This window comes from Pseudoflavonifractor hominis (genome assembly GCF_014288125.1).
GTDB lineage: Bacteria > Bacillota > Clostridia > Oscillospirales > Oscillospiraceae > Pseudoflavonifractor_A > Pseudoflavonifractor_A gallinarum.
In genome coordinates this window covers 33,615-59,365 of sequence record NZ_JACOPR010000010.1, presented here as the reverse complement: position 1 = coordinate 59,365, position 25,751 = coordinate 33,615, and the positions used below count along the sequence as shown (strand labels likewise).

Below are 25,751 nucleotides of genomic sequence, written 5' to 3'. Positions count from 1 at the left end.
TTCCAACTTTCAAGGCTTTTCGGTTTCTACCGGAAAGCCTTCTTTTTATTTCACCAATTAACCTGCTAAATTGACCTGTATCAATGCATCTGTTCCTAAAAATGGTATAATAAAAGCAAAAACAATTGGGAGGGATGCACATGGATATGAAGGGCTATGTGGCCGATATTCTGCACGTTCCCGCCAGCATTTTAACCGATGATTTGCTCAATGAGATCGAGATCCACGCACTGCCCAAAGGCTCCTTTCTCATCCGTCAGGGAGAGCCTCAAGTCTATGTCTCATTTCTGATCGACGGTATCATCCGCGGATTTTTTCTGGACGCCAACGGCCAGGAGGTCACCGACTGTTTTGCCTTCCGTACCGGGGCGCCTGCCATGCCCGGGCCAGATATTACGGGCCCGTCCCCCATCAGCATCGAGGCCCTGACCGATTCGACGATTTTGACCATTCCGCTCTCCATTGTGTCCTATCACCTGGAGACCAGTATGGAGCTGCTGAAATATGCCTACAACCTGCTGATGGAGTCCACAAAAATGCACTGGGAACTGAAAATCGCCATGTATCAGTACACCGCCCGGGAGCGGTATCAGTGGTTCCTGCAGACCTACCCGGGCCTGATCCAAAAGGTCAGCAACAAGTACATTGCCTCGTTTCTGGGCATGAATCCATCCACACTGAGCCGCCAGCGGACCGCGCTGCGTGAAAAACTGGTGTCCGACTCATATCCGGAGCGTTGATCCCTGTGCGGCCCCCGCCGCGGCTCAGTCCCCACGGCCGGCATATTTCATCGCCGTGGGAATCCGGATATGCTGCCCTGACCAGATGCAAGGAGCTGATTGCAAGGTATGATCGCACCCCCTTCGCGTGTCCCATTCTAAACCAGTAAGAGGAGTTGGAGAGATGAAACCACAAAAGACAGATCTCCGAAAGGGACTGGCCTCCCTTCTGACCACAGCCATGCTGGCGGGTATCCTGCCCACCGGCGCCCTGGCGGCGGAAGCGGTCTCCTTTTCGGACATTCAGGGCCACTGGGGCCAGCAGGCCATCACCGATGTGGTCAATGCCGGACTGTTCAGCGGTATCGACGCGGACACTTTTGATCCCGACGGGAGTATGACCCGTGGTATGTTCGTGTCCGTGCTCTACCGTCTCTCGGAAAAGCTGGACGGTCCCGCGCCCACCGGCGCCGATGCCTCCTTCCAGGATGTGAGCGCCGACGCCTGGTATGCCCAGGCCGTCTCCTGGGCCGTCAAGTCCGGCGTCACCGCCGGATACAGCGACACCCGTTTCGCCCCCGATGAGCTGGTCACCCGGGAGCAGATGTGTGCCTTCCTGATTCGTTTCCTGAACTACATGGGCTATGACCTCAGCGGCTATCAGGCCTCCGGCAAGTTCGATGACGACGCCGCCATCAGCGCCTGGGCCAAGGATGCGGTCTATCTGTCCCAGGCCCTCGGCCTGGTCAAGGGCGTGGGCGGCAATGTCTTTAATCCCAGCGCCACCGCCACCCGTGCCTCCGTGGCCGTCATCATGGACGAGCTGATGGACAAGACCGACGAGCTGGTCCAGCCGGCCAAGCCCACACCCACCACCAAGCCCTCCGGCGGCGGCGGTGGAGGCGGCGGCGGAAGCACCACCACTGCCCTGTCCGGCATCTACATCCTGCGCAATGAGGTGGATGTCACCGGCGCTGCCCTGCACTCCGGTGATGAGCTCTACACCTATGTCTCCCCCAAGGATTCGGTCTATTCCATCCGCTGGCTGGTGGGCGGTGTAGAGAAGTCCTCTGAGAACGTCTACACCGTGTCCTCCCTGGATGTGGGCCAGACCATTACCGCTGAGGCCACCGGCACCGGCAGCTACTCCGGCACCGTGACGAGTGCCGCCACCGGCAAGGTGGTCGCGCAGGTGAATCCGGGCGAGACCGATCCCGACAAGTCCCCTGTTGTCGTGGATGAGGGCGCCAAATTCGTCAACGAAAGCGGCGAAACGATCGAAATCCCCGCGGATGCTGTCCTCTCTCTGGATGTCACCCAGTCGGACGAGGCGGTCCCGGAAGAAGAGTCCGTCAAGATCCAAACTGCCATCACCAATGCCTACCCCGAGGCTGAGGTGACCCCCGAGCTGGTGACCCTGGATGTGGATCTCTCCATGACCACGGAGGACGGCGCTGAGCAGAAGGTCCACCCCGTGGGCGAGACCACCGTCACCCTGTCCCGGGAGGCCCTGGGCCTGGCGTCTGACGCCGACCTGAGCCTCTATTCCTTCTTTGCCAGCCACACCAATAAAGAAGGAACGGAAGAGGCCGTACCGGGCGAGGTCGTCACCATCGAAGGTGCGGAGTATATCCGCTTCACCCTCAATGGTCTGAGCCGGATCTACATCGGCAACGTGCCTCCCCTTACCGTCACCTTTGACACCGACGGCGGCACTGAGATCCCCTCGCAGAAGGTCAAGCTGGGCGGCTATGTGAAGGATGTCCTGCCTCCCGTCAAGGACGGCTGGCTCTTCGCCGGCTGGGACCATGACCTGGCCAAGGAGAACATCATCAAGGACATCAAGGTCACTGCCATCTGGGTCAAGGGCGAGCTGGCCGCCAATGAGCAGCTCTCCGGCACGTGGAGCACCGGCGTGAAGCCCGAGGAGATCGAGGAGCCCACGGTGGCCAACGGCACCGTGACCATCTATGTGGATCCCACTGTGACCTATGCAGCCAATCTCAGCTACACCCTCGCCGTTTCCCCGGTGGAGGGCGCGGTCAAGGCCGCTGTGGCTCCCACCGCTGAGGCTGCCATGGCTTCCACCGAGTACAAGGAAGTCTCTGACGCCTTCCCCGGCATCGTGGCCCAGGTGTCCGATGCTGAGGGCAAGCCCCTGACCTCCAACGAGGTCCTCTACATCAAGTGGGCCGACGCCGAGGGCAAGGTCCTGGGTCTCCAGTCCGCCCGCCTGGTGGTGCGCACTGCCCAGGATGTCCCCGGTGACTACGACACCCAGACCCGCCTGGAGACCAAGGACGTCAACCGCGGTCTGGGTACCGTGGAGTACTACCTCACCGGCGGTAAGGCCGGCGAGACCGTTCTGCCCGACTTTGTGGGCACGGTCAACGGCTATCTGAACAGCAACTGGGTCGACGGCGTCGAGACCTACGAACTGCACACCTACGGCAGCTTCTATGACATCTTCCAGGTTTCCGGCAGCAATGTCACCGAAAAGAACTATACCGGCCTCAAGATCGTAGTCACTCCCTTTGCGGGTGAGACCTTCTCCGGCGTGCCCGAGGTATCTGCGGAGATTTATGACAACCAGACCGACGAATATGAGACATATCCTGTGTCGGCTGCTCTGGAGGATGGCAAGGTAGTTCTCACCGCGGCGAAGCCCGCTTCCGAGGATATCGCCACGGTGGACATCACCCTCACCCTCAACGGGGTAAGCCAGATGCTCAGCGTGGACTTTGGCGGCACCTCCTATACCCGTAAGCACTACAACACCGCCGTGTGGAGCGAGGCATTGGAGATCCTCCGCGGCAACGAGTACACTGCGGTCACCTATACCGGAACTGAGGATGTGGTTCTTACTGAGGACCTTACCCTGCGTCCGGGTCAGTATCTGGATCTCTCCAGTGCTTCCCTGACCGTCTCGGCCCGTCTCACCCTGGAGGGTGACGCCAATCAGGCCGCCAACCTGTCGGTGGACAACGGTTCCCTCATCGTGGCCAAGGGCGGCGTCCTGTCCACCAACAGCCAGAGCGAGCAGCAGAACCGTTATTACAATACCAATGTCAATGCGGAGGATGGCATCACCGTTCGCTCCGGCGGCAAGGTGGAGGTACCTCAGTATGGCTACCTCCGCCTCCACAGCGAAAAGGGCGGTATGCATCTGGACGAGGGCGGCTCCATTTCCAGCGCATGCATGCTCTACCTGGACCGCAACCCGGAGAGCCAGGTTCCCAACGTCTTTGCCGGTACGGTCACCATTTCCGACACAACGAGCCACCAGGCCAGAGTGGAAGTCAACGACGGTCTGACGCTGGAGCCCACCGCCCGGGTCTTCGTAGAGGGTACCTATGCCCGCTTCGATGTCTACGGCGGCATGACTACCCAGCAGGGCGCCGTGGTGGAGAGCAGCGGCCGGGTCAACATCAACGGCCGGAGCGAGAACTACGGCAGCTTCAACGTCAACGGAGGCAGCTTCTCCTATCAGAACACCGGGTACTCGACCTACAACATGGGTACCATCACGGTGGCCTCCAGCGCCCGGCTGGTCGCCTCGGGTACTGTTCTGGTGAACTCCGGCTCCATCACCGGCGGCGGTGTGCTCCAGTGCGGCGAGTTCAATGACGTTTCCAGCTACGATAACGGCATCGAGTATGTGGAGACCGGCTTGGATTGGAACGAGCGGACTCCGGCCAACTACGACCGCTATCAGTTCGTCCGCGATCCCTCCGCCACGGTGGATGTGATCTACTTCATCGGTGAGCTGTCCAATCTCAACGACGGCAGCTGCGACCTGACGATCACCAAGTAAATTCCCACAGCATAACAAAGGGAGGACTGCTGAAAAGCAGTCCTCCCTTATATTTTAAAAATAGTTGCCAAATCGTTGCCGCAGAGGGCACCAAGCCTTCCAAAAGGGGTGTTTTCAGGCTTTTCAGGACGCCCGGGTTACTCCCATTCGATGGTGGCCGGGGGCTTAGACGTGATGTCGTAGCAGATGCGGTTGATGCCGGGCACCTCGTTGACGATGCGCACACTGATCTTGTCCAGCACCTCATAGGGGATGCGGGCCCAGTCAGCGGTCATAAAGTCGGAAGTGGTCACGGCGCGCAGAGCCAGAGTATAGTCGTAGGTGCGTCCGTCGCCCATAACGCCCACGCTGCGGGTATTGGTGAGCACGGCGAAATACTGGTTGATGGAGGTATCCAGTCCCGCGTTTGCGATCTCCTCCCGGTAGATGGCGTCGGCATCCCGCAGGGTGTCCAGTTTCTCCTTGGTCAGGTCGCCGATAACACGGATGGCCAGGCCAGGTCCGGGGAAGGGCTGGCGCATGACCAGATATTCGGGCAGTCCCAGCTCCCGGCCCAGCTGACGGACCTCGTCCTTGAAGAGCAGGCGCAGAGGCTCGATGATCTCCTTGAAGTCCACATAGTCGGGCAGACCGCCCACGTTGTGGTGGCTCTTGATGACCGCCGCATCACCCGCGCCCGACTCGATGACGTCGGGATAGATGGTGCCCTGAGCCAGGAAATCCACGGTTCCGATCTTCTTGGCCTCTTCCTCAAAGACGCGGATGAACTCCTCACCGATGATCTTGCGCTTACGCTCGGGCTCATCCACACCGGCCAGCTTCTCCAGGAAGCGGGCCTCGGCATCCACCCGCACGAAGTTCATGGCCCACTTGGAGAAAGCAGCCTCCACCTCGTCGCCCTCGTTCTTGCGCATCAGGCCGTGGTCCACGAACACACAGGTGAGCTGCTCCCCCACCGCCTCGGCCAGCAGGGCCGCGCACACGGAGGAGTCCACGCCGCCGGAGAGGGCCAGCAGGACCTTGCCGCTGCCCACCTTCTCCCGGATCTGGGTGATGGCGGTGCGCTTATAGTCGTCCATGGTCCAGTCGCCCACCGCACCGCACACCTCATAGAGGAAGTTGCGGATCATCTTCACGCCGTTCTCGGAGTGGTTGACCTCGGGGTGGTACTGCACGCCGTAGAAGCCCCGCTTCTCGTCCGCGATGGCCACGTTGGGGCAGTTGTCGGAATGGGCCACCAGAGCAAATCCCTCGGGCACCTTTTCCATATAGTCCCCGTGGCTCATCCAGGAGATGCCCCGCTCGGGGAGGCCCTGGAAGAGCTTGCAGGACGTGTCATAGTAGGTCTCCGTCTTGCCGTACTCGCGGGCCGAGTCGTCCTGAGCGGCGGTCACCCGTCCACCCAGAGTATGGGCCATGAGCTGGCAGCCGTAGCAGATGCCCAGCACGGGCACCCCCATCTCAAAGATGGCAGGGTCCACATGGGGCGCCTTCTCCTCATAGACCGAGTTGGGGCCGCCGGTAAAGATGAATCCGATGGGCTGCTGGGCCTTGAGCTCTTCCAGCGGCGTGGTGTAGGGCTTTACCTCGCAGTACACGCCGCACTCACGGACACGGCGGGCAATGAGCTGATTGTACTGGCCGCCGAAATCCAGTACGATGACAAGCTGATGGGACATACGCACTTCCCTTTCTGGATATAAGTTTTGAAGCATTTACGTTTTATTTTACCTCATATCCGCCGTCCTGACAAGTTCTTCGGCTTGTCTTTCTCCTCGGCTGGCCCATTTTTGTGTGCTTGTGCAAAGCGCACAGGGATATAAAGTACACCACTCGGTCATACTGATAGGGATTTCAGGAGAGGAGGATGCGCTTTGGTCATTACCTTTCTGCGTACCATTATCCTATATCTGCTCATCATCATCGGCATCCGCCTGATGGGAAAGCGCCAGGTGGGCGAGCTGGAACCCTCGGAGCTGGTCCTGGCGCTCATCATTGCCGACCTGGCGGCCGTCCCCATGCAGGATCTGGGCATCCCGCTCCTGGCGGGGATCGTGCCCATCCTGACCCTGCTCTCCCTCACCATGGTGATCTCCATGCTCAATCTGCGCAGCATCCGGTTCCGGGCCCTGCTCTGCGGACGTCCCAGCATCGTGGTGGAGGACGGCGTGATCGTGGAGCACGAACTGCGCCGCAACCGCTTTACCCTGGATGAGCTGATGGAAGAGCTGCGCCTCCAGGGGGTCACCGACCTCAGCACCATCCGCTATGCCATTTTGGAGACCAACGGCCAGCTCTCGGTCCTCCTGCGGGCCGAGGAGCTCCCCCTCACGCCCAGGCAGATGGGACAGCAGCCGGAGGACGCCGGACTCCCCCTCCCCATCATCAACGACGGGCGGATCATGGAGCGCAATCTGCAGGCCCGTGGCCTGAGCCGGGAGTGGCTCACACGCCAGATGGCCGAGCACAACATCACCCGGGTGCAGGACGTCTTCCTCCTCTCGGTGGACGAGGCGGGAGGGGTCTATTTCCTGGCAAAGGAGGCGCGCAGTTCTTGAAACGGCTTTGGATCGCAGCGGCCCTGCTCTCGCTGACCCTGGGTGCCTCCCTGTGGCACTCCCACCACCTGGAGGCCTTTACCTCCGCACTGGCCGACCAGCTGGCCCAGGCCGAAACGCTCGCCCTCTCCGGGGAGAACCGCCGGGCCGAGGAGTTGATCCGGCAGGCCAGAGAGCAGTGGCTGGCCCAGAATACCTACCTCCACGTGACCCTCCGGCACGGGGACACCGATCAGATCCAGATCGGCTTTGACGAGGCCCTTCAGCTTCTGCGCACCGGGGAGCTGGGCGAATACGCCGCCGCCAGCGCCCATCTCATGGCTGACCTGAAGCTCCTCACCGAGGCTGAGCAGCTCACGCTGGAAAATCTCTTTTAACGGCAAACGGGCGCTCTCCGACTGATACCCGGTCGGAGGGCGCCCTTGTTTTTCTTATTACAGGTTGGCGTCCAGCACGGCAGTATAGGCCTGGGCGGGCATGAGGCCCACCTTCCGGTCGATCTCCTTGCCGTTCTTGAAGAAGATGACACAGGGAATGCTCATGATCCCCAGCTGCATGGCCAGCTGCTGGTTTTCGTCGGTATTCAGCTTTCCGATGATCGCCTTCCCGTCGTACTGCTCAGCCAGCTTCTCAATGGTGGGGCCCAGCATCCGGCAGGGGCCGCACCAGGGCGCCCACATATCTACCATGACCAGCTCTCCAGAGCTGACCGCCTTTTCCAGTCCCTGCTGATTGAAATGATAGAGTGCCATATCGCTTACTTCCTTTCTTCCTGTGGATGAATCGTTCTATCGTTCTATTGTTTCAAATAATCTCACACATTGCGGCCCGATTCCCGGGTCCGGTCCAGATATTCCGCCGCCCGGTGGCCTGCGATGAGGCCTTCCCCTACCGCTTTGGAGATCTGGAGGGGAAGCCCGGTGCAGTCTCCCGCCGCAAATACCCCCGGGATGGAGGTTGCCATGTTTCGGTCCACCGCGATGTACCCGTCCCGGAACTCCAGACCGGGCAGCAGCTCCCCGGGCGCTACGGAGGGACGCAGCAGGAACACGCAGGCGCAGGGGATCTCCTCCCCCTCCACCCGCAGAGCGGACACATTGCCCTCCCCTACGACCTCCAGCTTGACGCCCCGGCGGAAGGGGATGGCCTCGTCCAGGGTATCCGGCCGGGTTTTGGCCACATAGGTGACCTTGCAGCCCAGGCCGTGGAGGTAGTTGGCCTCCTCGGGCGCCTCGGCCGACTGGCCCACCACGACCACATCCCGTCCTCGGTAGAACATGCCGTCACAGGTGGCGCAGTAGCTCACGCCCATGCCCAGGTGCTCGGCCTCGCCGGGATACTTCGTCCCGTGGGCCGTGCCGGTGGCCAGGATGAGGGCGTCCCCCTCCACCACCTCGCTGCCCACGGAGACCAGGAACCCATCCTCTACCGGCATGGCGTTGAGGGCCCGGCCGTACATCCGCTCCATGCCCAGCGCCGCGGCGTGGGCCTCGAACCGCTCCAGCAGCTCCCGGCCGGAGACCCCCGGCATACCCAGATAGTTGTCGACCTGTCCGGCCTTCCAGAGGGGAATGTCCTCCGTCCGGGCACCCACCACCAGCACACGCTTGTTTCGGGTCTTGGCCTGGATCGCGGCGGAGAGTCCCGCCGGTCCCCCACCGATGACGATGATATCATAACGCAAGGTGATATTCCTCCTTACAGTCGTCCAGGAGGGCGGCCACCACGGCCGCCGCCCTGGGATCAGCCACTTCATAATAGACCTCGTTCCCGCTGCGCACCGCGCGCACCACACCGGCCGCCTTCAGCTTGGCCAGATGCTGGGAAATGCAGGACTGGGACTGCCCCGTCTTTTCCTCCATGCAGCGCACGTTCCGGCAGCCGCACTTCAGCAGTCCCCGCACCAGCTTCAGCCGCAGGGGATGCGCCAGGGCCTTGAGCAGTTCCGCCCGCTCCTCAAATGGACATTCGCTCATTCGTCGTTCCTCCCCTTCGGTTAATTCTAATATTATTATATTCTAATATTCGAATTTGTCAAGACTTTTTTCCGTCCCCCCAGCAGGAGGTGCTCTCCCCCCTGCCGCACCCTTGCCCCCGTTCCGGTCTCTATGGTAGAATATCCATACCTTCCACCTCATATTCCAAGAAAGGAGCCCGTTTTGACGCTGCTTTTACTCTTCATCGCCACCATTCTTCTGCTCAGTGTGCTGCTGAGCAAGCTCTCGACTCACGTAGGCATACCGGTACTGCTGGCCTTCCTGTTCCTGGGTATGCTGTTCGGCTCGGATGGCCTGGCACAGATCTCCTTTGAAAACTATGATTTTGCCAATCAGATCAGCACCGTGGCCCTGCTCTCCATTATTTTTTACGGGGGCTTCGGAACCAATTGGAAGGCCGCCCGCCGGGTCGCCCTGCCCTCTATCCTGCTCTCCACCCTGGGCGTACTGCTGACTGCCGGTCTGACCGCCCTGTTCTGCGCCCTGGTGCTGCGTTTTCCGTGGCAGGAGAGCTTCCTTCTGGGCGCGGTGCTCAGCTCCACCGATGCCGCCTCGGTCTTTTCCATTCTGCGCTCCAAGCGCCTGAGCCTGCGCTTCCACACCGCCTCTATGCTGGAGCTGGAGAGCGGCAGCAACGACCCCTTTTCCTACACGCTGACCTGTCTGGCGCTGGCCCTCCTGGGCGGCGGTCTCACTCCGGGCATGGCGTTCCGCCTCGCCGCCGGTCAGATCCTCTTCGGCCTGGCCTGCGGCGCAGGACTGGCGGCTCTCTCGGTCTGGTTCCTCCGCCGCCTCCCCCGGGGCACCTCCGGATACGGCCCTCTGGTCATTGTGGGGATCGCCCTCTTCTCCTATGCCCTCCCCACCGCCATCGGCGGGAACGGCTATCTCAGCGCCTACCTGGTGGGCATCATCCTGGGCGGCGAGAAGTGGCCGGAGAAAAAAGAACTGGTGCACTTTCTGGACGGCGTGACCAGCCTGATGCAGCTCACCCTCTTCTTCCTGCTGGGCCTGCTCTCCTTCCCCTCCCGCCTGCCCGCCGTGCTGCCCACCGCCCTTGCCGTCACCCTCTTTCTCACCCTCCTGGCCCGGCCCGCTGCGGTGGCCCTGCTCCTCGCTCCCTTCCGGGCGCCCTTCCGCCAGCAGATGCTGGTGGCCTGGTCCGGCCTGCGGGGGGCCACCTCCATCGTCTTTGCCATTCTGGCCGTCATGGACCAGGCCAGCCTCTCCCGGGACCTGTTCCACATCGTATTCTGTGTGGTGCTCCTCTCCATTGGCGTCCAGGGCACCCTCCTCCCCTGGTGCGCCAAGCGGCTGGACATGATCGACGACCGGGAGGACGTCCTCAAGACCTTCAGCGATTACAGTGAAGATACCCCCATCCAGTTTATTCAGCTCTCCATCGGTGCGGAGCACCCCTGGAAGGGCATCCCCCTGCGGGAGGCCCCTCTTCCCCCCGATACCCGGGCCGCCATGGTCCTGCGGCAGGGCGAGCGCATCCTTCCCCGGGGGGATACCGCCCTGGAGAGCGGCGATATTCTGGTTCTCAGCGCCCTGGCCTATGCGGAGACCGCCCAGCTCTCCCTCTCGGAGGTCATCCTCAGCCCGGAGCACGACTGGACCGGCCAGCCCATCTCCGCGGTGGACTGGGGCGGCTCCTCCGTCCTGCTGGTCCTGCGGGGCGAGGAGACCCTGATTCCCACCGGCGACCTGGTCCTGCAATCCGGGGACCTGCTGGTGCTGGCGGACGATCCCCTCCCCGGACCGTCTTTTTAACTTTTTTACTAAAGGCTCCTTTCTTTGGATATGCTAAGAGCAGTCATTCCCCGCCGCTGTCTCGAAGCGGGATCCATTCTCACCTTTGGAAAGGAGCATTCCCATGTTGAACCCCCGCAAAGTAGCCGTGATCGGCTGTGGTTTTGTCGGCGCATCCATCGCCTTTGCGCTGATGCAGCGCGGCCTGTTTTCTGAAATGGTCCTGCTGGATGTGGACCAGGCCAAAGCAGAGGGCGAGGCCATGGACCTGAGCGATGGTCTCCCCTATGCCGCATCTATGGATATTTACGCCGGAACCTACGACGATGTGACCGACTGTGCCCTCATCGTCCTCACCGCCGGCGTCAACCAGAAGCCGGGCGAGACCCGGCTGGACCTCATCAGCCGCAACATCCAGATCCTCCAGTCCATCGTGCCCCAGATCCGGGCGCGGAAATTCGATGGCATCCTGCTGGTGGTCACCAACCCCGTGGATGTGCTCACCTATGCTGCCTGGCGGCTCTCCGGCCTGCCCGCCCAGCGGGTCATCGGCTCGGGGACCGTGCTGGACACCGCCCGCCTCAAGCAGCTGCTGGGGCAGCACCTCCAGGTGGACAGCCGCAACGTCCACGCCTTTATCATCGGAGAGCACGGCGACAGCGAGCTGGCCGTGTGGAGCGGTTCCAATGTCTCCGGGCTGAACCTGGATGACTTCTGCCGCCTGCGGGGTATGCAGAACGACCCCGCCGCCATGCAGGCGCTCTATGAGACGGTGCGGAACAGCGCCTATGAGATCATCCGGCGCAAAGGGGCCACCTACTACGGCATCGCCATGGCGGTCAGCCGCATTGCGGAGTGTATCGTGAAAGACGAGCACGCGGTCCTCCCGGTCTCGGTGGTCCTCCACGGTGAGTATGGCCTGGAGGAACTCTCCCTCAGCATTCCCGCTATTCTCGGCTCAAACGGTGTGGAACAGGTGCTGGAGATTCCTCTGAACAGCAGCGAGCGCATGGCTCTCACCAATTCCGCCGGACAGCTGCGCGACATCGTGCAGCGCCTTCCCCTCTGATCCAGTCCTGTCTGCCCGGGTGTGCCCCGGGCAGACTTTTCTTTGAAAATGCGGAGGAAAACAGTTGACGGGATGGAAAATATATGGTATTATTTCTATTCGTCAAGGACATATTTCTTTCTTCGCAATGCTGGAATAGCTCAGTCGGTAGAGCAGCTGATTCGTAATCAGCAGGTCGCGTGTTCAAGTCACGTTTCCAGCTCCAGAAAGCCTCAGAGCCGCAATGGTTCTGAGGCTTTCTTTTTTCTTCTCCCCCGCCCCTTCCGGAGATTTTGGGGGAATCTTCGTAACATGGAACCGCAAGCAAACGCGGGAGCGCTGCCCGAAACTATGGGCCTGCGCTCCCGCGTTTTTTGCTTTTGAATCAAGTCTAAGCGCCCGTTCTCCTCCCCGGGCGCTCCATCATCTTGTATGAGTTAGACAAAAAACCAGCTCCGTTCGTGTATATTGTAACAGATATTACAGTTACCGCTTGACAATGAACAGGTGTTAATATATACTTAACGCACAGTTGAACAGGAGTTAAATAATACTGAACAACGGGAGGAAATGAACATGGTAGACGCACAGAAATACATTCAGGCAGACCCTACCGTCCGAGCGGTCGCGGAGCAGAAGGAGACCGTTTGGATCAACCCGGACTATCTCCCCTTCGCCGTCACCGACGGGCTGTGCCAGCTGGTGGTCTCGGATGCGGACATTGCTGACGCGGAAGCGCGCTTGGCCCGCTTCGCGCCCTTCATCCAGCGCTGCTTCCCCGAGACTGAGGAGACCCAGGGCCTGATCGAGTCTCCCCTGGCCGACATTCCCCAGATGCAGAAGGCACTGGAGGAGACTTACGGCTGCGCCATTCCCGGCCGGCTGATGCTGAAGATGGACAGCCATCTCGCCATCGCCGGTTCCGTCAAGGCGCGGGGCGGCATCTACGAGGTGCTCAAGCATGCGGAGGAGCTGGCCATGGCCGCCGGTAAGCTCTCCGTGGAGGACAACTACGCCAAGCTGGCCGATGAGGACATGAAGCGCTTTTTCAGCCAGTACACCGTCCAGGTGGGTTCCACCGGAAACCTGGGTATGTCCATCGGGATCATGAGCGCGGCCCTGGGCTTCTGCGTTAAGGTCCACATGTCCGCCGATGCCAAGCAGTGGAAAAAGGACCTGCTGCGCAGCAAGGGCGTGGAAGTCATCGAGTACGCCGACGATTACTCCAAGGCGGTGGAAGAGGGCCGGAAGCGCTCCGACGCCGATCCCATGAGCTATTTCGTGGATGATGAGAAGTCGGTGGACCTCTTCCTGGGCTACGCGGTGGCTGCCAAGCGGCTGAAGCACCAGCTGGATGAACTGGGCATCACGGTGGATGAGGAACACCCCCTCATCGTCTATATCCCCACCGGCGTGGGCGGCGCCCCCGGCGGCGTGTCCTACGGCCTGAAGCGGCTGTTCAAGGACGCGGTGCACTGCTTCCTGGTGGAGCCCACCCTCTGCCCCTCTGTGCTCCTGGGCATGGCCACCAAGGAGTATGAAAAGGCTAACGTCCATGACTTCGGTATCTCCGGCATCACCGAGGCGGACGGCCTGGCCTGTGCCAGCCCCTCCAGCTTTGTCACCCGCATCCTGGGCAATCTGCTCTCCGGCGATTTTACCGTGAAGGACGGCAAGCTGTACGACTATCTCCGCCTGCTGGACCGCTCCGAGCATAAGCGCATCGAGCCCTCCAGCTGCGCCGCCTTCGCCGGTCCCTGCGGTCTGCTGGAACTGGAGGGTTCCAAGGACTACTGCGCCCGGCATGGCCTAACCCAGGAGAAGCTGGCCAACAGCGTGCAGATCGCCTGGGCCACCGGCGGACGGCTGGTACCCGCCGAGATCTGGGATCAGTATCTCAGCACGCACATGGATTGATGGGGGGATATGGGATATGTCACCGAATGTACTTGTGATACTCGGACTCGTCCTGTCCGTTGTCGTCCTGGTCCTGTGTACCGTGAAGCTCAAGATCCATCCGTTTTTCGCCCTGATCGCCACCACCGTCACCTTTGCCGTGGTCTCCGGCATGGGGATGGAGGAAATGCTCTCCGCCTTCACCAGCGGCATGGGCGGCACCGTGGCGGACATCGGTCTGGTCATCGCCCTGGGCACCGTCACCGGCGCGCTTCTGGAGAAGTCCGGTGCTGCCGAGACCATGGCCAAGACCATCCTGAAGATCACCGGCGAGAAGCACGCCGCCCTCGGCCTGGCCATCACCGGCTACTTTGTCTCCATCCCGGTGTTCTGTGACTCGGCCTTCGTGCTCCTCAGCCCCATTGCCAAGCGTCTGAGCAAGGACACCCGGATCTCCATGACCACCATGGCCATCGCCATGTGCATGGGCCTGCACGCGACGCACATGTTTGTGCCCCCCACGCCCGGTCCCCTGGCCGTTTCCGGTATCCTCAGCGCCGACCTGGGTCAGGTCATCCTCTTCGGCGCTCTGGTCTCCATTCCGGTCATGCTGGTGGGCTACTTCGGCGCCCAGCTGGCCGGCAAGAAGTACTACTATCTGCCCAAAGAGGTGGGCGAGACCCAGGAACAGCAGAAGCTGCCCAGCCCGGTCATGGCCTTCCTCCCCATCCTGGCCCCCATTGCCCTCATGCTGATCAAGACCATCGGCGACATGTGCACCTGGCCTGAAGCCGTCATGGGCGTCATGGACATCCTGGGCACCCCCGCTGTGGCCCTGCTGGTCGGCCTGATCATTGCCGCTATTGGCTACCATGAGATCTTCCCCGAGGACAAGACCGCCTGGGGCTTCGACGGTGTCTTTGCCGAGGCTCTGCGCACCGCGGGCCAGATCGTCCTGATCGTGGGCGCCGGCGGCGCATTCTCCAGCGTGCTGAAGGCTTCCCCCCTCCAGGACATCCTGACCGAGACCTTCTCCGGTCTGGCCATCGGCATCCTGGCTCCCTTCCTGATCGGCTTCCTGTTCCGCACCTGCGTCGGCTCCGCCACCATCGCCATGGTGACTGCGGCCACCATGATCGTGCCTCTGCTGGATATCCTGGGCTTTGCCTCCCCCATGGGCCGCATCATCGCCATGCTGGCCTGCGCTGCCGGCGGCCTGATGGTATTCCACGGGAACGACGACTTCTTCTGGGTCACCGCCACGACCTCTGAGATGGATACCTCGGTCGCCTATAAGACCATTCCTCTCATCAGTGTTCTGCAATCCCTGACTGCGCTCGTGTGTGTGTTCCTCCTGAGCCTGATCTTCCTGCATTGATTGCCTGTCCTGCGTCCGGCGGGAAATTTTACGGGCCCGGTTTTATACCGGGCCCGTTTGTGTTATAATGGTACCTACGCGTGGAACGATCGCAAATAAACACACGATAGGACGGAACGACTTATGGCGGAAGAGATCAATATTGGCATCAAAGTGCAGGAATTCCGGAAAAAGAGCGGAATGAGCCTGCGTGAGCTGGCAGCACAGGCGGAACTATCCCCCTCCATGCTCAGCCAGATCGAGAGCAATACGGTCAATCCCTCGATCAATGCCCTGAAGAATATTGCAGAGGCGCTCCATGTGCCCCTGTTCCAATTTTTTAAGGACGATGTGCAGGCCGACCGTCTCATCGTGCGCAAGGGCGAGAACCGCATCATCGGACGCATCGGTGAAGAGGTCATGTATAAGCTCCTCACGCCGGACATCAGCGGCGCCATCGAATTCTGCCTGATGGAGATTCCGGCTGGTGTGTCCTCCTCCGATGTGCCCCGGGAGCACACCGGCGAAGAGGTCGCCTACATCATCAGCGGAGAGATTGATCTGCACCTGAGCGGGACCGTACACCATCTGGAGAGCGGAGATTCTGTCCGGATTCCTCCCATGAGTCCCCACCGCTGGGTCAACTGCTACGACTCTGATTTCAAAGCGGTGTTTGCCATTACACCGCCAAGTTTTTGAGTTGTCTTGCGGGACAACCGATCCGTTCAGAGCCGCCGCGTGAAATCTTACGCGGCGGCTCTCAGCGTCTCTTTCTCCGGAGCCCCCGCATGGATATTTTTTATCCAAGTCCCCCTCTCCCCTGTTTGTGGGTTGTCTTTTTTTCCGGGTGTAGCGCAGTTGGTAGCGCGCTTGCTTTGAATCGTTTCAGGCAGCAGAAACGAATAATTGTAAAAAGATGACCAATAAGATTCTAAAGCGAGGATAACGCTCCCAAAGATTGGTACCCCCTTTGTCAGCCATCACCTATGCGTTTTCCTACAGAGAACCGTTTCTGGGATTTATTGATGCAAGTTTTAGTTGATAATTTCCATGTAATTAGGTATGATGGAAAGGAACCATCTGACCTTATGGTTTGAAAGAAGCAACTAACCATATATAAAAGTATCACAAGCAACTTACACTGTACGCATGGAATCATGCGTGATGTAGGCGGAAGTTTTTGGGAGATGCACACGAATCAGTTAAAGACACCTTTGATTCTATATAAAAAATGGATTTTGCCTGTGGAGGAAACCACATCTGGGGGTAGATGTGGCTTCTTTCTTGCGGCCTTTTCACGCCCTGCGTCAGCCTGTCCAAGTGACAGGGTGTCGCAGGGCGTCTTTCTATCTTTGGAAAGGAGTCAAAGAACATGAGCCTGAAATACACCTGCCCCGGCTGTGGGATCTCTTTGGGCTATGAGGGATTGTGCTGGAAATGCAAATGTGAGCAGGATCGACAAGCTGCTCTGGCCTGGACGCCGGAACAAATGGCCGAAAAGCAAAGAAACCTGGTACAGAACATCCAGCGGCTGGCGGAGATGGAAGACCCGGAGTTCACCGACTTTTGGCAGCTGCTGGGGTACCGGGATGCCATCGCCCCGGAGATCCAGCGGGGGGCACTGTCTGCAGAGGTGTTCTGGCCCTGTGAGATCTATTATCACGCTCCCGTCGATGTGCGGGATGGTCTGATTCATGCGCTGTTGTCCGCGGAATATTCCAGCGAGGCATCCAACCTGATGAGCTGCCTTGCTATGCAGGGAGATGATAAGGCAATGGAGACTCTGCTGGAGCTGGAGCGAAATCCCCGGCCCTGGCGCAAGGGCCTCTATGTGGACCCATCCAGCTATGCGCAAATCGGAGGCTGGACCTTCAACAAGGAGGGCCAGAAAATCCAACTCAACTTCGACACCTGCTATCCTATGGTTAAAGGAACCGCCGGTGAGAAATCTCCCGTCCGCATTGGCCAGGCGAGGGAGGACACATGCCCCCACTGCGGCGGGCGCATGGTGGACATGCTGGTATTGGACGGCCTGGATGATCGGCTCCGGTTCCTGGGACTGGACGGCATCCTGACCGCCACCTGTTGCCCCAGCTGTGTGGGTTTTCTCAAGGGCCCTGCATTCAACCGCTTTACTCTGAACGGCGACGTGGAGGTCTTCCCCTCCGAACTCTTTGACGGGGCGGAGAAGACGGATTGCTATGTCAGTCCTGAGGACTACAAGGCCCTCACGGAAAATCCCTTTGTGCTGGGTAAGGCGCCTGTTCCCCTGTTTTACGGTGCGGCCTGCCAGGATGTGAACACCATCGGCGGCTTTGCCAACTGGGTACAGGACGCGGGATATACCACCTGCCCCCACTGCGGGAAGCCCATGAAGTATCTGGCTCAGATCCAGTGGGATACGGTGTTTGACTGTGCGGAGGGCACGCTCTATGTGGAATTCTGCCCGGACTGCCATATCGTATCCATGCAGCATCAGCAAACCTGAGAGGAGACCTTGCCATGAGTTTGCCAAAGCGTGATGGCGTGCATGACCGCTACTATCTGATCCACAAGCCGGACACTTCCCCGGAGGTACTGGCGGAGGCGGATCTCTGCATTCAGGATGTGCTGAACGGCACCGCCCGTGAAAATCACTCCGCCTACCCGACTGTGGTGCGAAATCACAACGGGACACCCTTTCTTCCGGATCAACTGCTGGAGCGGTATCTGACCGGGCTGCCGTTGAAAGGATTTCCCTGTGAGGATGCCGTCACTCTCTGCGACGCCATGCGGCGGCTGGTGGGCTGGCAAGAGATCCGCTATGAGTTGGAGAAGTACATAGAAAAGCAGGTGCAGGAACGCTACTTCCTTGTGGGAGAGCGGGAAGATGGGTTTACCGTCTTTCCGCCCTGCACAGTACTGCCGGAATTGCGCCCGGAGGATGTGGATGAAGGTCTGCTGCGCTTTGCCTGCTATGTGGCGGTCTGCCATACGGTGTATGGGCAGAGTTTTGAATCCCTCACCACTGAACACATCCTTGGCCTGGTTTCCCAGCTTCGCCCAGATATGGTGAAGCAGCTGAAAACAGCCGGCAGCGGCAAATTACCAAAGGAAATCCAGCAGCGTAAGACGGAGCATTTCACCGCATCGGCCAATGATGCGTTTGCTACTATCCGCATCACCGCCAGGGACTCCACGGAGGAGTGCTATGCTGAAATCCTGGACTACCTGTGTGCGGTGCTGGAGCAGGAGGAATTCCCCTGCAGTTACTCAGTGGAGTTCAGAGGAAAGGAGAAAATCTATCTGCCCATTCCCGGCTTGCCCAAGAAAGGAGTCAATCAGCTCTTTGCCTGCGCTGTGCAGCACCCCAATCTGCATCCAGCTATGGAGCGATACGCTCGTCTGGCTATGCGGGAGTATGAGTGGTACCAAAACCTCGCGGATGAAGCCTGTGCGATGCCCGGTACTTTCGCTGTGTTCGCTCTGGGGTTGGAGGGAGAATCATGGGCACCGCTGGTGACGGAGTATCTGGATCTCTGCGACGACGAGCACTCCTCCCTGCAAGGGAAATTCCTTCATGCCTTGATCCGGAAGTTTGGTTTCCAACCGTGGACACTGGGGGTATTGGTTCGGGGTGCATTATCTATGCAGTGGCTGGAGCCTGCCAAGGAATTCCGCAGCCTGATTACCAATGCGGAAAGCCTGGATGCGCTGCTGGCAGTCAAGCGCCGTTTTTCCGCTTATCTCCTGCCGGAAGAGGACAAGGACCCGAAATTCCGGGCCATCGCCTGGCGGAGCCTGCTCTGGGCCATCTGGGGTCCGTCCTCCGAAAACGGCGGTAGCAAAGTCATCAAGTCGGCGCCGAAGGAACTGAAAGAGAAATACCAGCAAGTATTTGCGTAAGGAGAACGCCATGAAAAAGAGAACGGTCAAGGACTTTATTGCCCTGTACGCCCCGGAAGATGAGGAAAAGCTGGTACTAATTCAGGACGGTGTCAGCGCGGGCAAAACCTTTCTGGATACTTTCTGGACGGCGCATACCCATGCCCTCGCCATGGCAGATGTCCAGACCGGGCAGGTGATCTCCGGCCAATGCTACCTGAGCTGGCCGCTGACGGACAAGGAGCGGGAAGCCGGCGAATATTCCAAGCGGTTTTCCAAGGGCCAGATCTACCGGATCAAAGCCCGCAGCTGGAAAGGTGATGCCCTCTACGAACCTCAGTGGTATGTCACGGAGGTACTGGAGGAAGGCGTACCCTGTCCGGCACTGGAGGAGATTTGGACGGAGTACACAAAGCCCATTCTTCTGGAGGACGAAGTGCTGGGGACCCTCACGATGGATCGTGAAATGAGTATGTTCAACGGGACTTGCCGGTGGATGGGAAAAGACATCCAAATCTCACTGGATGTGGAGATTGAAAAGAAAGCATCCTGGACCCGCGTTACCAATGTGATGAAAAAACTGCTGGCAGATCAGGAAGCCTGGGATAAGTCCCTGCGAGCGATGGCTGCCCAGAAGCTCACCGCTCAGGCCAACGAGTGGCTGGCGGACAATGACCAGACCAACCGAGACCCGGAGAAAGACCCCATCACCGAGGATGAGTTTGCCCATCGCATCCTGCTCACTGAGTTTACAGTATCTCCTGGTGGGCGTTTTACCGCCTGGTATGAAGACGACGATATGTTCTGGGGCCATGTGGTCACGGTGAATGGAACGCTGAAAAAAGGCCCCGTTGACGCTGATATACAGGGATAAGGATAGGAGGAAACCTAAATGAACAGCGAGCAGATCACGGTTTTTTTACAGGAACATTGGAACTGGGTAACCCTGATCATCGGCGCTGTCCTGCTGATTGGGGCCATCATGAACTGGAACTGGCTCTGCGACCCCACCGGTAAGCCGGACTCTCACCGCTATGGCCGTGGCTCCAGGCGGGTGATCTTCTTCCTACTGGGAATCGTGCTGATCGTGGTCAGCATTTGGAGCCTTGTAATGGCACTGAATTAGGAGGCTGTGTCCCATGACCCAAGAAGAACAAATCCGCCTCTATCGGCTGATGGAAAAGCTCAACTGGTTTTTCCACCAAGAGATGCACTACCTGGATCGGGAAACGGCAGAAAAGACCGCGCGGGAGTGTTACCCGGAGATTCGGGATTTTACATACGACATTTTATGGAACGATCTGCCCAAAGAGGTCCAGGAGCAGCTCATGGACGAAGAGGAATCCCTATGAGTACGCTGATTTGCTCTTTTGATGGCCTGCATGACAACAGAGTCCTGCGCTACTGCGCTGACTTTGAAGCCCATACCCTGCACATGGATACCCAGACCGAGGCCGGAGAGAAAGTATCCGTTCACTTCACCGGCCTGCTGGCCCACTGGTTTGAGAATGTGGTTCAGGACAATATCCTCTTTGGCATGGACGAAATCACTGTGGACGGTTTTTTTGAACAGTACAAAGACCTGCTGGACGGGACCATCTCTTACGGCTTTCCCGCCTGTTGCAGCATCGAGGAACTGCGGGAGCGCATGGATCGGGAGCACATCCGGGTATTTATCATTGACTCTTGCCTTGGGCTGTGCGGATTTGTACTGGCTCAGGAGGTGAACTGCAATGTCTATAACTGCCTATAAAGTGGAAGCCGTCGGTCACGACCGAACCGGCAAGGACTTCGGTTATGTGAATATCATGTACCGATACGGCAACAAGCAGCCCTGTCCCCGGCCGGATCAGTGCGAGAAAATGGAGGTCATGTGGGCGGATGAGAGTGTCTATGGGCCGCCTGCCCCCGGCAGCAAGGTGGGCGACTTTATACAGACATGGCTGATGGGCTCCTGGAACTGCGGGGTATTTACCCACCGGGAGATTGCCCAGCAGCTCATGGATACCTTCACCGGTCTGAAACTCAAGGAACTGGCGTGGTTTGAGAACCCCAGAGAAAAGACTCTGAAAAACGGCAAACCGCGTGCGCGCCGGGCCAAGTGGCTGCCGGAGCGAGAGGTGGATCTGGTGTATCTCTACTCCGACTACTATATTGACGCAAGAGAACCTGCTTCTGCCCAAACTGACTTCTTCACCGTCACAAGGGTGGACGCCTGGGGCGTGAGCACCTGGTTCATGTGTACCCCGGAGGCCGCCGAGAAGCTGATCGCCATGGATTATGACAATCTGGCTGTCAAGGAAACCACCATTGTGGGATAGAGAAAGCAGGTGCCTTATGTACGAGATCGGATATATTGGCCGCTGGGAGACTCTCCCGGAAACGGCTGCCGCCATCTGTGACCATGACACTCCCAAACTGGAGGCTTTGCTCCAAGGCGGTCTGGATTTGGATGTTCCCATCCAGCTCAGCGAATACATCAAGCTGATGCCATTGGAGATCGGGGTTTTTCGGAATGATGTGCCCATGATTCACTTCCTACTGGAGCATGGAGCTGATCCCGGTCTAGCAGAGGAACAGCCCCTGCTGCTCACCGCTGCCCGCTGTTGTGGGCCGGAGGTGGTGGTGCTCTTTGCTGGACAGGCCGCAAAACTCAGCCCGAAGCAGAAAGAGCGGGCCTTCCAGGAAGTGCGCTGGGGCAAGCGCCCGGAGAATATCCCGGTGCTGGAGCAAGCCGGGATCACAGTGAACCAGTTCGGCGGCGAGGCGTTCTGTGCGGCTGTGTCCGATGGACAGGCCGAGCTTGCCAAACTGCTGTTGGAAAAAGGGGCGGATATCAATTACCACAAGCCGGACATGGTGTTCCCGTATGCCTCGACCCCTGTCACCGAGGCCGCCCGCTCCAACAATTTCCCCATGGTGCGCTGGCTGGTGGAACATGGGGCGGACATCACCATTGTTGACAAATACGGCGACCGTCCCTACAGTGTGGCAGTTCAGAACAAGAATCAGGAGATGGCCGACTACCTGAAGGCCCTGGAACCGGAGGAATGGCACAATGAGCAGGAAAAGATCCGGCAGCTCATGCCCTACAAGCTACCTGCCAAGCTGGTGGAATACTTGAAGACCGGCCCCCTGCGGCTGGAGTTCCCGGATCAGGAATGGGTGAAGTGGGCGGAGCTCTACTCCTTCATGGATGTGCAGGAGATGACCTGGAAACGGAAGAAGCTGCTCTCCCTCATGGTGCAGATGGACAACTACAGCGACTATCTGCTGCTGTGGAGCCTCAGGGATAAAAAGCTGTGGTATCTGGACATCGAGCATGAGGAATTCCACCCTCTGGCCAAATGGGATGACTTCATCGCAGATCCCGGCCGGTATCTGAACGGGATGATCGAGGGCGAGTTTGAGGAGTAAAGCCATGACATCAATAGATTTTCTGAACAAGGTACATAAAAGCCTGGACTCGCAGGAATATAGCCTCTCTTATTCTCCGGCCAAGTCCAAGAATTATATGTTGTACTGCAACGGCAACTTCATCGGCGGCCTGTTCGATGAGGAGCTGTGCTTCGTCTACGCCGACAGTGTGAGTGAACTCCTGGGGCAGCCGGAACCCGTCTACCGTGGCTACTCCAGCACCGCCCAGCACAGGATGCTGGTGATCCCGGAGGAACACTGGGCGAAGGCGCTGAAACTGCTCTATGCTGAGAAATTTGACTGGAGCCGTTTGGTGTACGACATCACATACACCAGCATTGGCGCGGCTGTGGTGGAGGACTTCTACGACAAGAATGTGGTCTTCCTGCGCTTCTGCTTTGAAAAGGAACTGCTGAAAAAGAATCCTCTGGACCGGCAGGGCCGTATCCTGCGGATGGTCTATCTCAATCAGGATCTGACAACAGCGGGCAAATATCTATTCCCCAGACTGATGCAAAAGTTCCTTGTTTTTACAGACCGAGGTGGGAAAACCAGCCTGGAAACCATGCTGAATCGGTGGTACACCGCGCTGGAGAAGGAGTACCGCAGCCAGATAACGGGATAAGGGGGCGACAACATGACAGAAGAAAACAGGACCTACATCACCCATCTCAAGGTCACGGATGTCCCGTGGCACCGGCTCACCACCGCCTATGGCCGGGGGACAGATTTTCCCGCCCACCTGACTGTGCTGGAGCAGATGCGTGATTTAGCGTCCGCCAAAGAGTCTCTCTACGAGCTCACCACCAACATGGAGCATCAGAGTACCCTGTGGCACACTACCCCCTTTGGCATGGTGTTCCTGTGCCGAATTCTGGAGAAGGCCCTCGCAGACAGCGGGCAGAACCCTGTGGCCCATTTCCTGGCCGGGGAACTGCTGGACTTCTTTACCTGCATCCTCCAGTGCTTTCACGATGGAGACGAGATGGAACATGCCTCTCCCCTCCCCTGCTTCTCCGATTTGCTGAAGGAAGAATACCTGTGGTCGGAGGAATACGACGAGGAAGAAGATGAGATGCGCTACGAGGAGGACGAGGTCTTCTCTGCAGAAGAGTTCTACAGCTTCTATTACTACTCCTGGCAGGCGGTGCTGGCCTATCGAGGTGTACTGGAGCGGGAAGTTTCCACGGAGTTTGGTCCCAAGATCGCGGCAGTTCTGGAAAGGCTATAACGGAGGATACGCAATGTTTGAAGAATTCTATGAGATGTACGAGCCCGAGGAGCAGGAAGTGGTCGCTCTGATCAATCGCTGCATTGGGGGCGGATATAACTGGAAAGGCAGTTTTTGGGAAATGACCGTTGTGACACTGGGCATGGTGTTCTGTGACACCGGCAAGGTCAGCACCAAAGAGGAGCATCTGGAATGGCCGGTCACCGACGAGGAGCGTAACAGCGACAAGGGCTGGGGACGCTTTCAAAGCGAGCAGATCTGCCGCCTGAAGATCCGCCGGATGAAGGAAGAATGGGCAAAGGACCTGGTGGTGCAGCCCTGGTGTATCTCCCAGGTGGTCAAGGCCCACGAGGACTGCCCGGAACTCCAGGCCGTTCTGGAGGAGTACCACAAGCCGGTGGTGATTCAGGACCAGGTGCTGGGAGAACTGACACTGGACAAGGACTATGATACCTTCGAGGGCGAAATCCAGTGGTGCGGAAAGGATGTGAGCCTTTCTCTGGAAGTCAATGCCGAGAGCAAGCCCTCCTGGACCCGCGCTCGCAGTGCCGCCAAGAAGCTGCTGGCCGACTGTGACACCTGGGACAAAGCCATGCGGGAGCTTGCGGCAAAGAACCTGACCGAGCTGGCCAACAACTGGCTCTCCCAAGATGAAGAAAATCTCCGTGACCCGGAAACAGACCCCATCACAGAGGAAGAATTGGCCCGTCGGATCAGCATGACGAGCCTGTCCGTCACCTCCGGCGGCAGCTTCACCGCCTGGTTTGACTGCGACGAGATGTTCACCGACCATGCGGTGACGGTCTACGGCTCCTTGAAAAAGGGCCTCAAAACTGCCAATATTGAGGGGTAAGGAGGATAGCGTAATGATTTCCACAAAAGATTTATCTGGCCTTCCCAATGCGGAGCGCCTGAAAAACTTCTGCAAAGGGCTGGCGGCTCTGGACATCATCATGGTGGAGGAGGAATGGAGCTTCATCCGCCACTATACATACAACCCCGCATGGCGAAAAGGCAAAGAGGCATTCTTTGCCACTGATGGCAGTGACCAGAGCATGATCGTCATGTTTGCGCCGGAAGGCTGTGTAATCAACGGTGTGGATTCCGAACTCTACGACTGGGAGGAAAAACTTCCTCGTATCGAAGACCTGACGGATGGAATGCCCTCTGCTTTGCAAAAGCTCATGGGCAGCCGTGAAGTCAAAAAGATGAAAAGCACCTTCTGCGTCTGGACGGAAGATGGCACCACATGGCACTGCAATCCCATGGACGGCGAGGACGCATCCAAGGATCTGCTCTCCACGATTGATGGTAATCCACAGAGCTATGTGGATTACGGGAAGTGGTTTTACCCAGCAGACCTGCCTTTGGAGGCTGTGCGCCAGCTTGCTGATGGGGTTCCGGTAACAAAAGAACTGGTCGCTGTGTTGAACCCTAAGCGCAATGAATGGGAAGAAATAAAGGCGGGTCTGGACAAGATCGGGTATCCAAATGAACTTTGATTGGCAGCCGACAGGAGAGGAATCGAATGATCAAAGAACGCATCCCCATCTCCGGCGATCTCAAAAGCAAGGTCAAGCAGCTGATGGAGTACGCCGGATGGCAGGAAGGGCGAAAAGTGGACATCTCCATTGCGGAGAAGTATTACGCCGATCATGGTGTCCCTATGATGAAGACCACCCAGCGGTTTTACCGCAAGTATTTCGGCCTGTGCTGTGAGTGGTACCTGGAGCAGAAAAGACTGAGCTGGGCGGCTGACTTCCAATTCGCTTTGTTCCCTTACCTGGTCAATGGAATCAAAAACCATTTGGAAGAAGCCTATTTTCGGGATATGTCCGGCTGTGAACTGGCAGAGATCGAACAGGCTGCCGGTGAAAAATGCCAGCCCATCGGTCATATCGGCTACTACTACCCGGCGGAGGTTTGGATCTCCGAGTACGGGAAACTGTATGCGAAATATGAGTATCAGGATGAGATCGAGTGCTTTCCAGATGTGTTTGCCCTGATCGAACGGGACCTGCGGCAGTGTAAATTTGATTCCGCTGCCATGAAAACGGTTGAGGCACTGGATGGAAAGCTGTAAGAACTCTTCAAG

The 25,751-nt window shown here is 58.5% G+C and carries 26 protein-coding genes and 1 tRNA gene; 23 read left to right on the top strand and 4 right to left on the bottom strand.

All coding sequences use genetic code 11. The annotated features are described in order from the left end of the window. Positions 1-140 precede the first annotated feature (140 nt). The gene (locus tag H8S34_RS13465) at positions 141-740 is read left to right on the top strand and encodes a Crp/Fnr family transcriptional regulator (RefSeq protein ID WP_186964268.1); all 600 of its coding nucleotides are present in this window, start codon (positions 141-143) and stop codon (positions 738-740) included. 163 nt (positions 741-903) lie between these two features. Continuing rightward, a complete protein-coding gene (locus H8S34_RS13460) occupies positions 904-4,533 on the top strand; it encodes an S-layer homology domain-containing protein (RefSeq protein WP_186964267.1) in 3,630 nt (1,209 codons plus the stop codon). Between the two features lie 137 nt (positions 4,534-4,670). Here H8S34_RS13460 and guaA read toward each other — a convergent pair whose 3' ends face one another. Beyond that, entirely contained in the window at positions 4,671-6,212 is a 1,542-nt protein-coding gene (gene guaA / locus H8S34_RS13455; protein ID WP_101693015.1) for a glutamine-hydrolyzing GMP synthase, read from the bottom strand. A 195-nt stretch (positions 6,213-6,407) separates the two neighbouring features. Here guaA and H8S34_RS13450 point away from each other — a divergent pair, with 195 nt between their 5' ends. Together H8S34_RS13450 and H8S34_RS13445 are read left to right on the top strand one after the other, a co-directional pair. After that, positions 6,408-7,091 (top strand): DUF421 domain-containing protein, encoded by a 684-nt coding sequence (locus H8S34_RS13450; RefSeq protein ID WP_101693014.1) that lies wholly within the window; start codon positions 6,408-6,410, stop codon positions 7,089-7,091. After that, complete coding sequence (locus H8S34_RS13445) at positions 7,088-7,468, top strand: DUF4363 family protein (RefSeq protein WP_186964266.1); 381 nt, start codon at positions 7,088-7,090, stop codon at positions 7,466-7,468. Before H8S34_RS13450 ends, H8S34_RS13445 begins: the two co-directional genes overlap by 4 nt. Positions 7,469-7,525: 57 nt before the next feature. Here the strand turns inward: H8S34_RS13445 and trxA are convergent, their stop codons facing one another. The 3 genes from trxA to H8S34_RS13430 form a co-directional block, all read right to left on the bottom strand. Next, positions 7,526-7,843: a thioredoxin gene (trxA, locus tag H8S34_RS13440; RefSeq protein ID WP_101693012.1), complete on the bottom strand. Its 318-nt coding sequence runs from the start codon at positions 7,841-7,843 to the stop codon at positions 7,526-7,528. 62 nt (positions 7,844-7,905) lie between these two features. Then, positions 7,906-8,775 (bottom strand): NAD(P)/FAD-dependent oxidoreductase, encoded by an 870-nt coding sequence (locus tag H8S34_RS13435; RefSeq protein WP_186964265.1) that lies wholly within the window; start codon positions 8,773-8,775, stop codon positions 7,906-7,908. After that, complete coding sequence (locus H8S34_RS13430; protein WP_101693010.1) at positions 8,765-9,067, bottom strand: ArsR/SmtB family transcription factor; 303 nt, start codon at positions 9,065-9,067, stop codon at positions 8,765-8,767. The genes H8S34_RS13435 and H8S34_RS13430 overlap by 11 nt, the downstream gene beginning before the upstream one ends. Before the next feature lie 183 nt (positions 9,068-9,250). Here H8S34_RS13430 and H8S34_RS13425 point away from each other — a divergent pair, with 183 nt between their 5' ends. The 19 genes from H8S34_RS13425 (at position 9,251) to H8S34_RS13335 (ending at position 25,739) form a co-directional block, all read left to right on the top strand. Then, a complete protein-coding gene (locus H8S34_RS13425; RefSeq protein WP_101693009.1) occupies positions 9,251-10,864 on the top strand; it encodes a potassium/proton antiporter in 1,614 nt (537 codons plus the stop codon). Between the two features lie 103 nt (positions 10,865-10,967). Continuing rightward, positions 10,968-11,912, top strand: a complete 945-nt coding sequence (locus H8S34_RS13420; protein ID WP_101693008.1) for an L-lactate dehydrogenase — start codon at positions 10,968-10,970, stop codon at positions 11,910-11,912. Between the two features lie 129 nt (positions 11,913-12,041). Further along, positions 12,042-12,117: transfer RNA gene (locus H8S34_RS13415), tRNA-Thr, on the top strand. Positions 12,118-12,467: 350 nt separating this feature from the next. After that, the gene (gene dsdA / locus H8S34_RS13410; RefSeq protein WP_101693007.1) at positions 12,468-13,808 is read left to right on the top strand and encodes a D-serine ammonia-lyase; all 1,341 of its coding nucleotides are present in this window, start codon (positions 12,468-12,470) and stop codon (positions 13,806-13,808) included. A 34-nt stretch (positions 13,809-13,842) separates the two neighbouring features. Next, positions 13,843-15,165 (top strand): GntP family permease, encoded by a 1,323-nt coding sequence (locus H8S34_RS13405; RefSeq protein WP_366485984.1) that lies wholly within the window; start codon positions 13,843-13,845, stop codon positions 15,163-15,165. Positions 15,166-15,288: 123 nt separating this feature from the next. Next, positions 15,289-15,843, top strand: a complete 555-nt coding sequence (locus H8S34_RS13400) for a cupin domain-containing protein (RefSeq protein ID WP_101693005.1) — start codon at positions 15,289-15,291, stop codon at positions 15,841-15,843. 673 nt (positions 15,844-16,516) lie between these two features. Then, positions 16,517-17,632: a hypothetical protein gene (locus tag H8S34_RS13395; protein ID WP_186964263.1), complete on the top strand. Its 1,116-nt coding sequence runs from the start codon at positions 16,517-16,519 to the stop codon at positions 17,630-17,632. Between the two features lie 14 nt (positions 17,633-17,646). Further along, a complete protein-coding gene (locus tag H8S34_RS13390; protein ID WP_186964262.1) occupies positions 17,647-19,029 on the top strand; it encodes a DUF6138 family protein in 1,383 nt (460 codons plus the stop codon). A 10-nt stretch (positions 19,030-19,039) separates the two neighbouring features. After that, positions 19,040-19,882, top strand: a complete 843-nt coding sequence (locus tag H8S34_RS13385; protein ID WP_186964261.1) for a DUF2262 domain-containing protein — start codon at positions 19,040-19,042, stop codon at positions 19,880-19,882. Between the two features lie 18 nt (positions 19,883-19,900). Next, positions 19,901-20,134 (top strand): UbiA prenyltransferase family protein, encoded by a 234-nt coding sequence (locus H8S34_RS13380; protein WP_006572423.1) that lies wholly within the window; start codon positions 19,901-19,903, stop codon positions 20,132-20,134. 13 nt (positions 20,135-20,147) lie between these two features. After that, on the top strand, positions 20,148-20,360 hold the full coding sequence (locus tag H8S34_RS13375; protein WP_055270385.1) for a hypothetical protein: 213 nt from the start codon (positions 20,148-20,150) through the stop codon (positions 20,358-20,360). Then, positions 20,357-20,761 carry a hypothetical protein gene (locus tag H8S34_RS13370; protein WP_186964260.1) on the top strand — a complete coding sequence of 135 codons (405 nt, stop codon included), beginning with the start codon at positions 20,357-20,359 and terminating at the stop codon, positions 20,759-20,761. The genes H8S34_RS13375 and H8S34_RS13370 overlap by 4 nt, the downstream gene beginning before the upstream one ends. After that, complete coding sequence (locus tag H8S34_RS13365) at positions 20,742-21,329, top strand: hypothetical protein (protein ID WP_186964259.1); 588 nt, start codon at positions 20,742-20,744, stop codon at positions 21,327-21,329. Before H8S34_RS13370 ends, H8S34_RS13365 begins: the two co-directional genes overlap by 20 nt. Positions 21,330-21,345: 16 nt before the next feature. After that, a complete protein-coding gene (locus H8S34_RS13360) occupies positions 21,346-22,425 on the top strand; it encodes an ankyrin repeat domain-containing protein (RefSeq protein ID WP_186964258.1) in 1,080 nt (359 codons plus the stop codon). A 4-nt stretch (positions 22,426-22,429) separates the two neighbouring features. After that, complete coding sequence (locus H8S34_RS13355) at positions 22,430-23,050, top strand: hypothetical protein (protein WP_186964257.1); 621 nt, start codon at positions 22,430-22,432, stop codon at positions 23,048-23,050. A 12-nt stretch (positions 23,051-23,062) separates the two neighbouring features. Then, a complete protein-coding gene (locus H8S34_RS13350) occupies positions 23,063-23,656 on the top strand; it encodes a hypothetical protein (protein ID WP_186964256.1) in 594 nt (197 codons plus the stop codon). Between the two features lie 13 nt (positions 23,657-23,669). After that, a complete protein-coding gene (locus tag H8S34_RS13345) occupies positions 23,670-24,509 on the top strand; it encodes a DUF2262 domain-containing protein (RefSeq protein ID WP_186964255.1) in 840 nt (279 codons plus the stop codon). Between the two features lie 13 nt (positions 24,510-24,522). Continuing rightward, complete coding sequence (locus H8S34_RS13340) at positions 24,523-25,158, top strand: hypothetical protein (RefSeq protein ID WP_186964254.1); 636 nt, start codon at positions 24,523-24,525, stop codon at positions 25,156-25,158. Between the two features lie 26 nt (positions 25,159-25,184). Continuing rightward, the gene (locus tag H8S34_RS13335) at positions 25,185-25,739 is read left to right on the top strand and encodes an SUKH-3 domain-containing protein (protein ID WP_186964253.1); all 555 of its coding nucleotides are present in this window, start codon (positions 25,185-25,187) and stop codon (positions 25,737-25,739) included. Positions 25,740-25,751 lie beyond the last annotated feature (12 nt).

Coding starts and splice junctions, on each gene's coding strand:
- H8S34_RS13465 (WP_186964268.1), top strand. CDS start 141: ATGGATATGAAGGGCTATGTGGCCGATATTCTGCACGTTCCCGCCAGC.
- H8S34_RS13460 (WP_186964267.1), top strand. CDS start 904: ATGAAACCACAAAAGACAGATCTCCGAAAGGGACTGGCCTCCCTTCTG.
- guaA (WP_101693015.1), bottom strand. CDS start 6,212: ATGTCCCATCAGCTTGTCATCGTACTGGATTTCGGCGGCCAGTACAAT.
- trxA (WP_101693012.1), bottom strand. CDS start 7,843: ATGGCACTCTATCATTTCAATCAGCAGGGACTGGAAAAGGCGGTCAGC.
- H8S34_RS13430 (WP_101693010.1), bottom strand. CDS start 9,067: ATGAGCGAATGTCCATTTGAGGAGCGGGCGGAACTGCTCAAGGCCCTG.
- H8S34_RS13420 (WP_101693008.1), top strand. CDS start 10,968: ATGTTGAACCCCCGCAAAGTAGCCGTGATCGGCTGTGGTTTTGTCGGC.
- dsdA (WP_101693007.1), top strand. CDS start 12,468: ATGGTAGACGCACAGAAATACATTCAGGCAGACCCTACCGTCCGAGCG.
- H8S34_RS13400 (WP_101693005.1), top strand. CDS start 15,289: ATGGCGGAAGAGATCAATATTGGCATCAAAGTGCAGGAATTCCGGAAA.
- H8S34_RS13395 (WP_186964263.1), top strand. CDS start 16,517: ATGAGCCTGAAATACACCTGCCCCGGCTGTGGGATCTCTTTGGGCTAT.
- H8S34_RS13390 (WP_186964262.1), top strand. CDS start 17,647: ATGAGTTTGCCAAAGCGTGATGGCGTGCATGACCGCTACTATCTGATC.
- H8S34_RS13385 (WP_186964261.1), top strand. CDS start 19,040: ATGAAAAAGAGAACGGTCAAGGACTTTATTGCCCTGTACGCCCCGGAA.
- H8S34_RS13380 (WP_006572423.1), top strand. CDS start 19,901: ATGAACAGCGAGCAGATCACGGTTTTTTTACAGGAACATTGGAACTGG.
- H8S34_RS13375 (WP_055270385.1), top strand. CDS start 20,148: ATGACCCAAGAAGAACAAATCCGCCTCTATCGGCTGATGGAAAAGCTC.
- H8S34_RS13370 (WP_186964260.1), top strand. CDS start 20,357: ATGAGTACGCTGATTTGCTCTTTTGATGGCCTGCATGACAACAGAGTC.
- H8S34_RS13365 (WP_186964259.1), top strand. CDS start 20,742: ATGTCTATAACTGCCTATAAAGTGGAAGCCGTCGGTCACGACCGAACC.
- H8S34_RS13360 (WP_186964258.1), top strand. CDS start 21,346: ATGTACGAGATCGGATATATTGGCCGCTGGGAGACTCTCCCGGAAACG.
- H8S34_RS13355 (WP_186964257.1), top strand. CDS start 22,430: ATGACATCAATAGATTTTCTGAACAAGGTACATAAAAGCCTGGACTCG.
- H8S34_RS13350 (WP_186964256.1), top strand. CDS start 23,063: ATGACAGAAGAAAACAGGACCTACATCACCCATCTCAAGGTCACGGAT.
- H8S34_RS13345 (WP_186964255.1), top strand. CDS start 23,670: ATGTTTGAAGAATTCTATGAGATGTACGAGCCCGAGGAGCAGGAAGTG.
- H8S34_RS13340 (WP_186964254.1), top strand. CDS start 24,523: ATGATTTCCACAAAAGATTTATCTGGCCTTCCCAATGCGGAGCGCCTG.
- H8S34_RS13335 (WP_186964253.1), top strand. CDS start 25,185: ATGATCAAAGAACGCATCCCCATCTCCGGCGATCTCAAAAGCAAGGTC.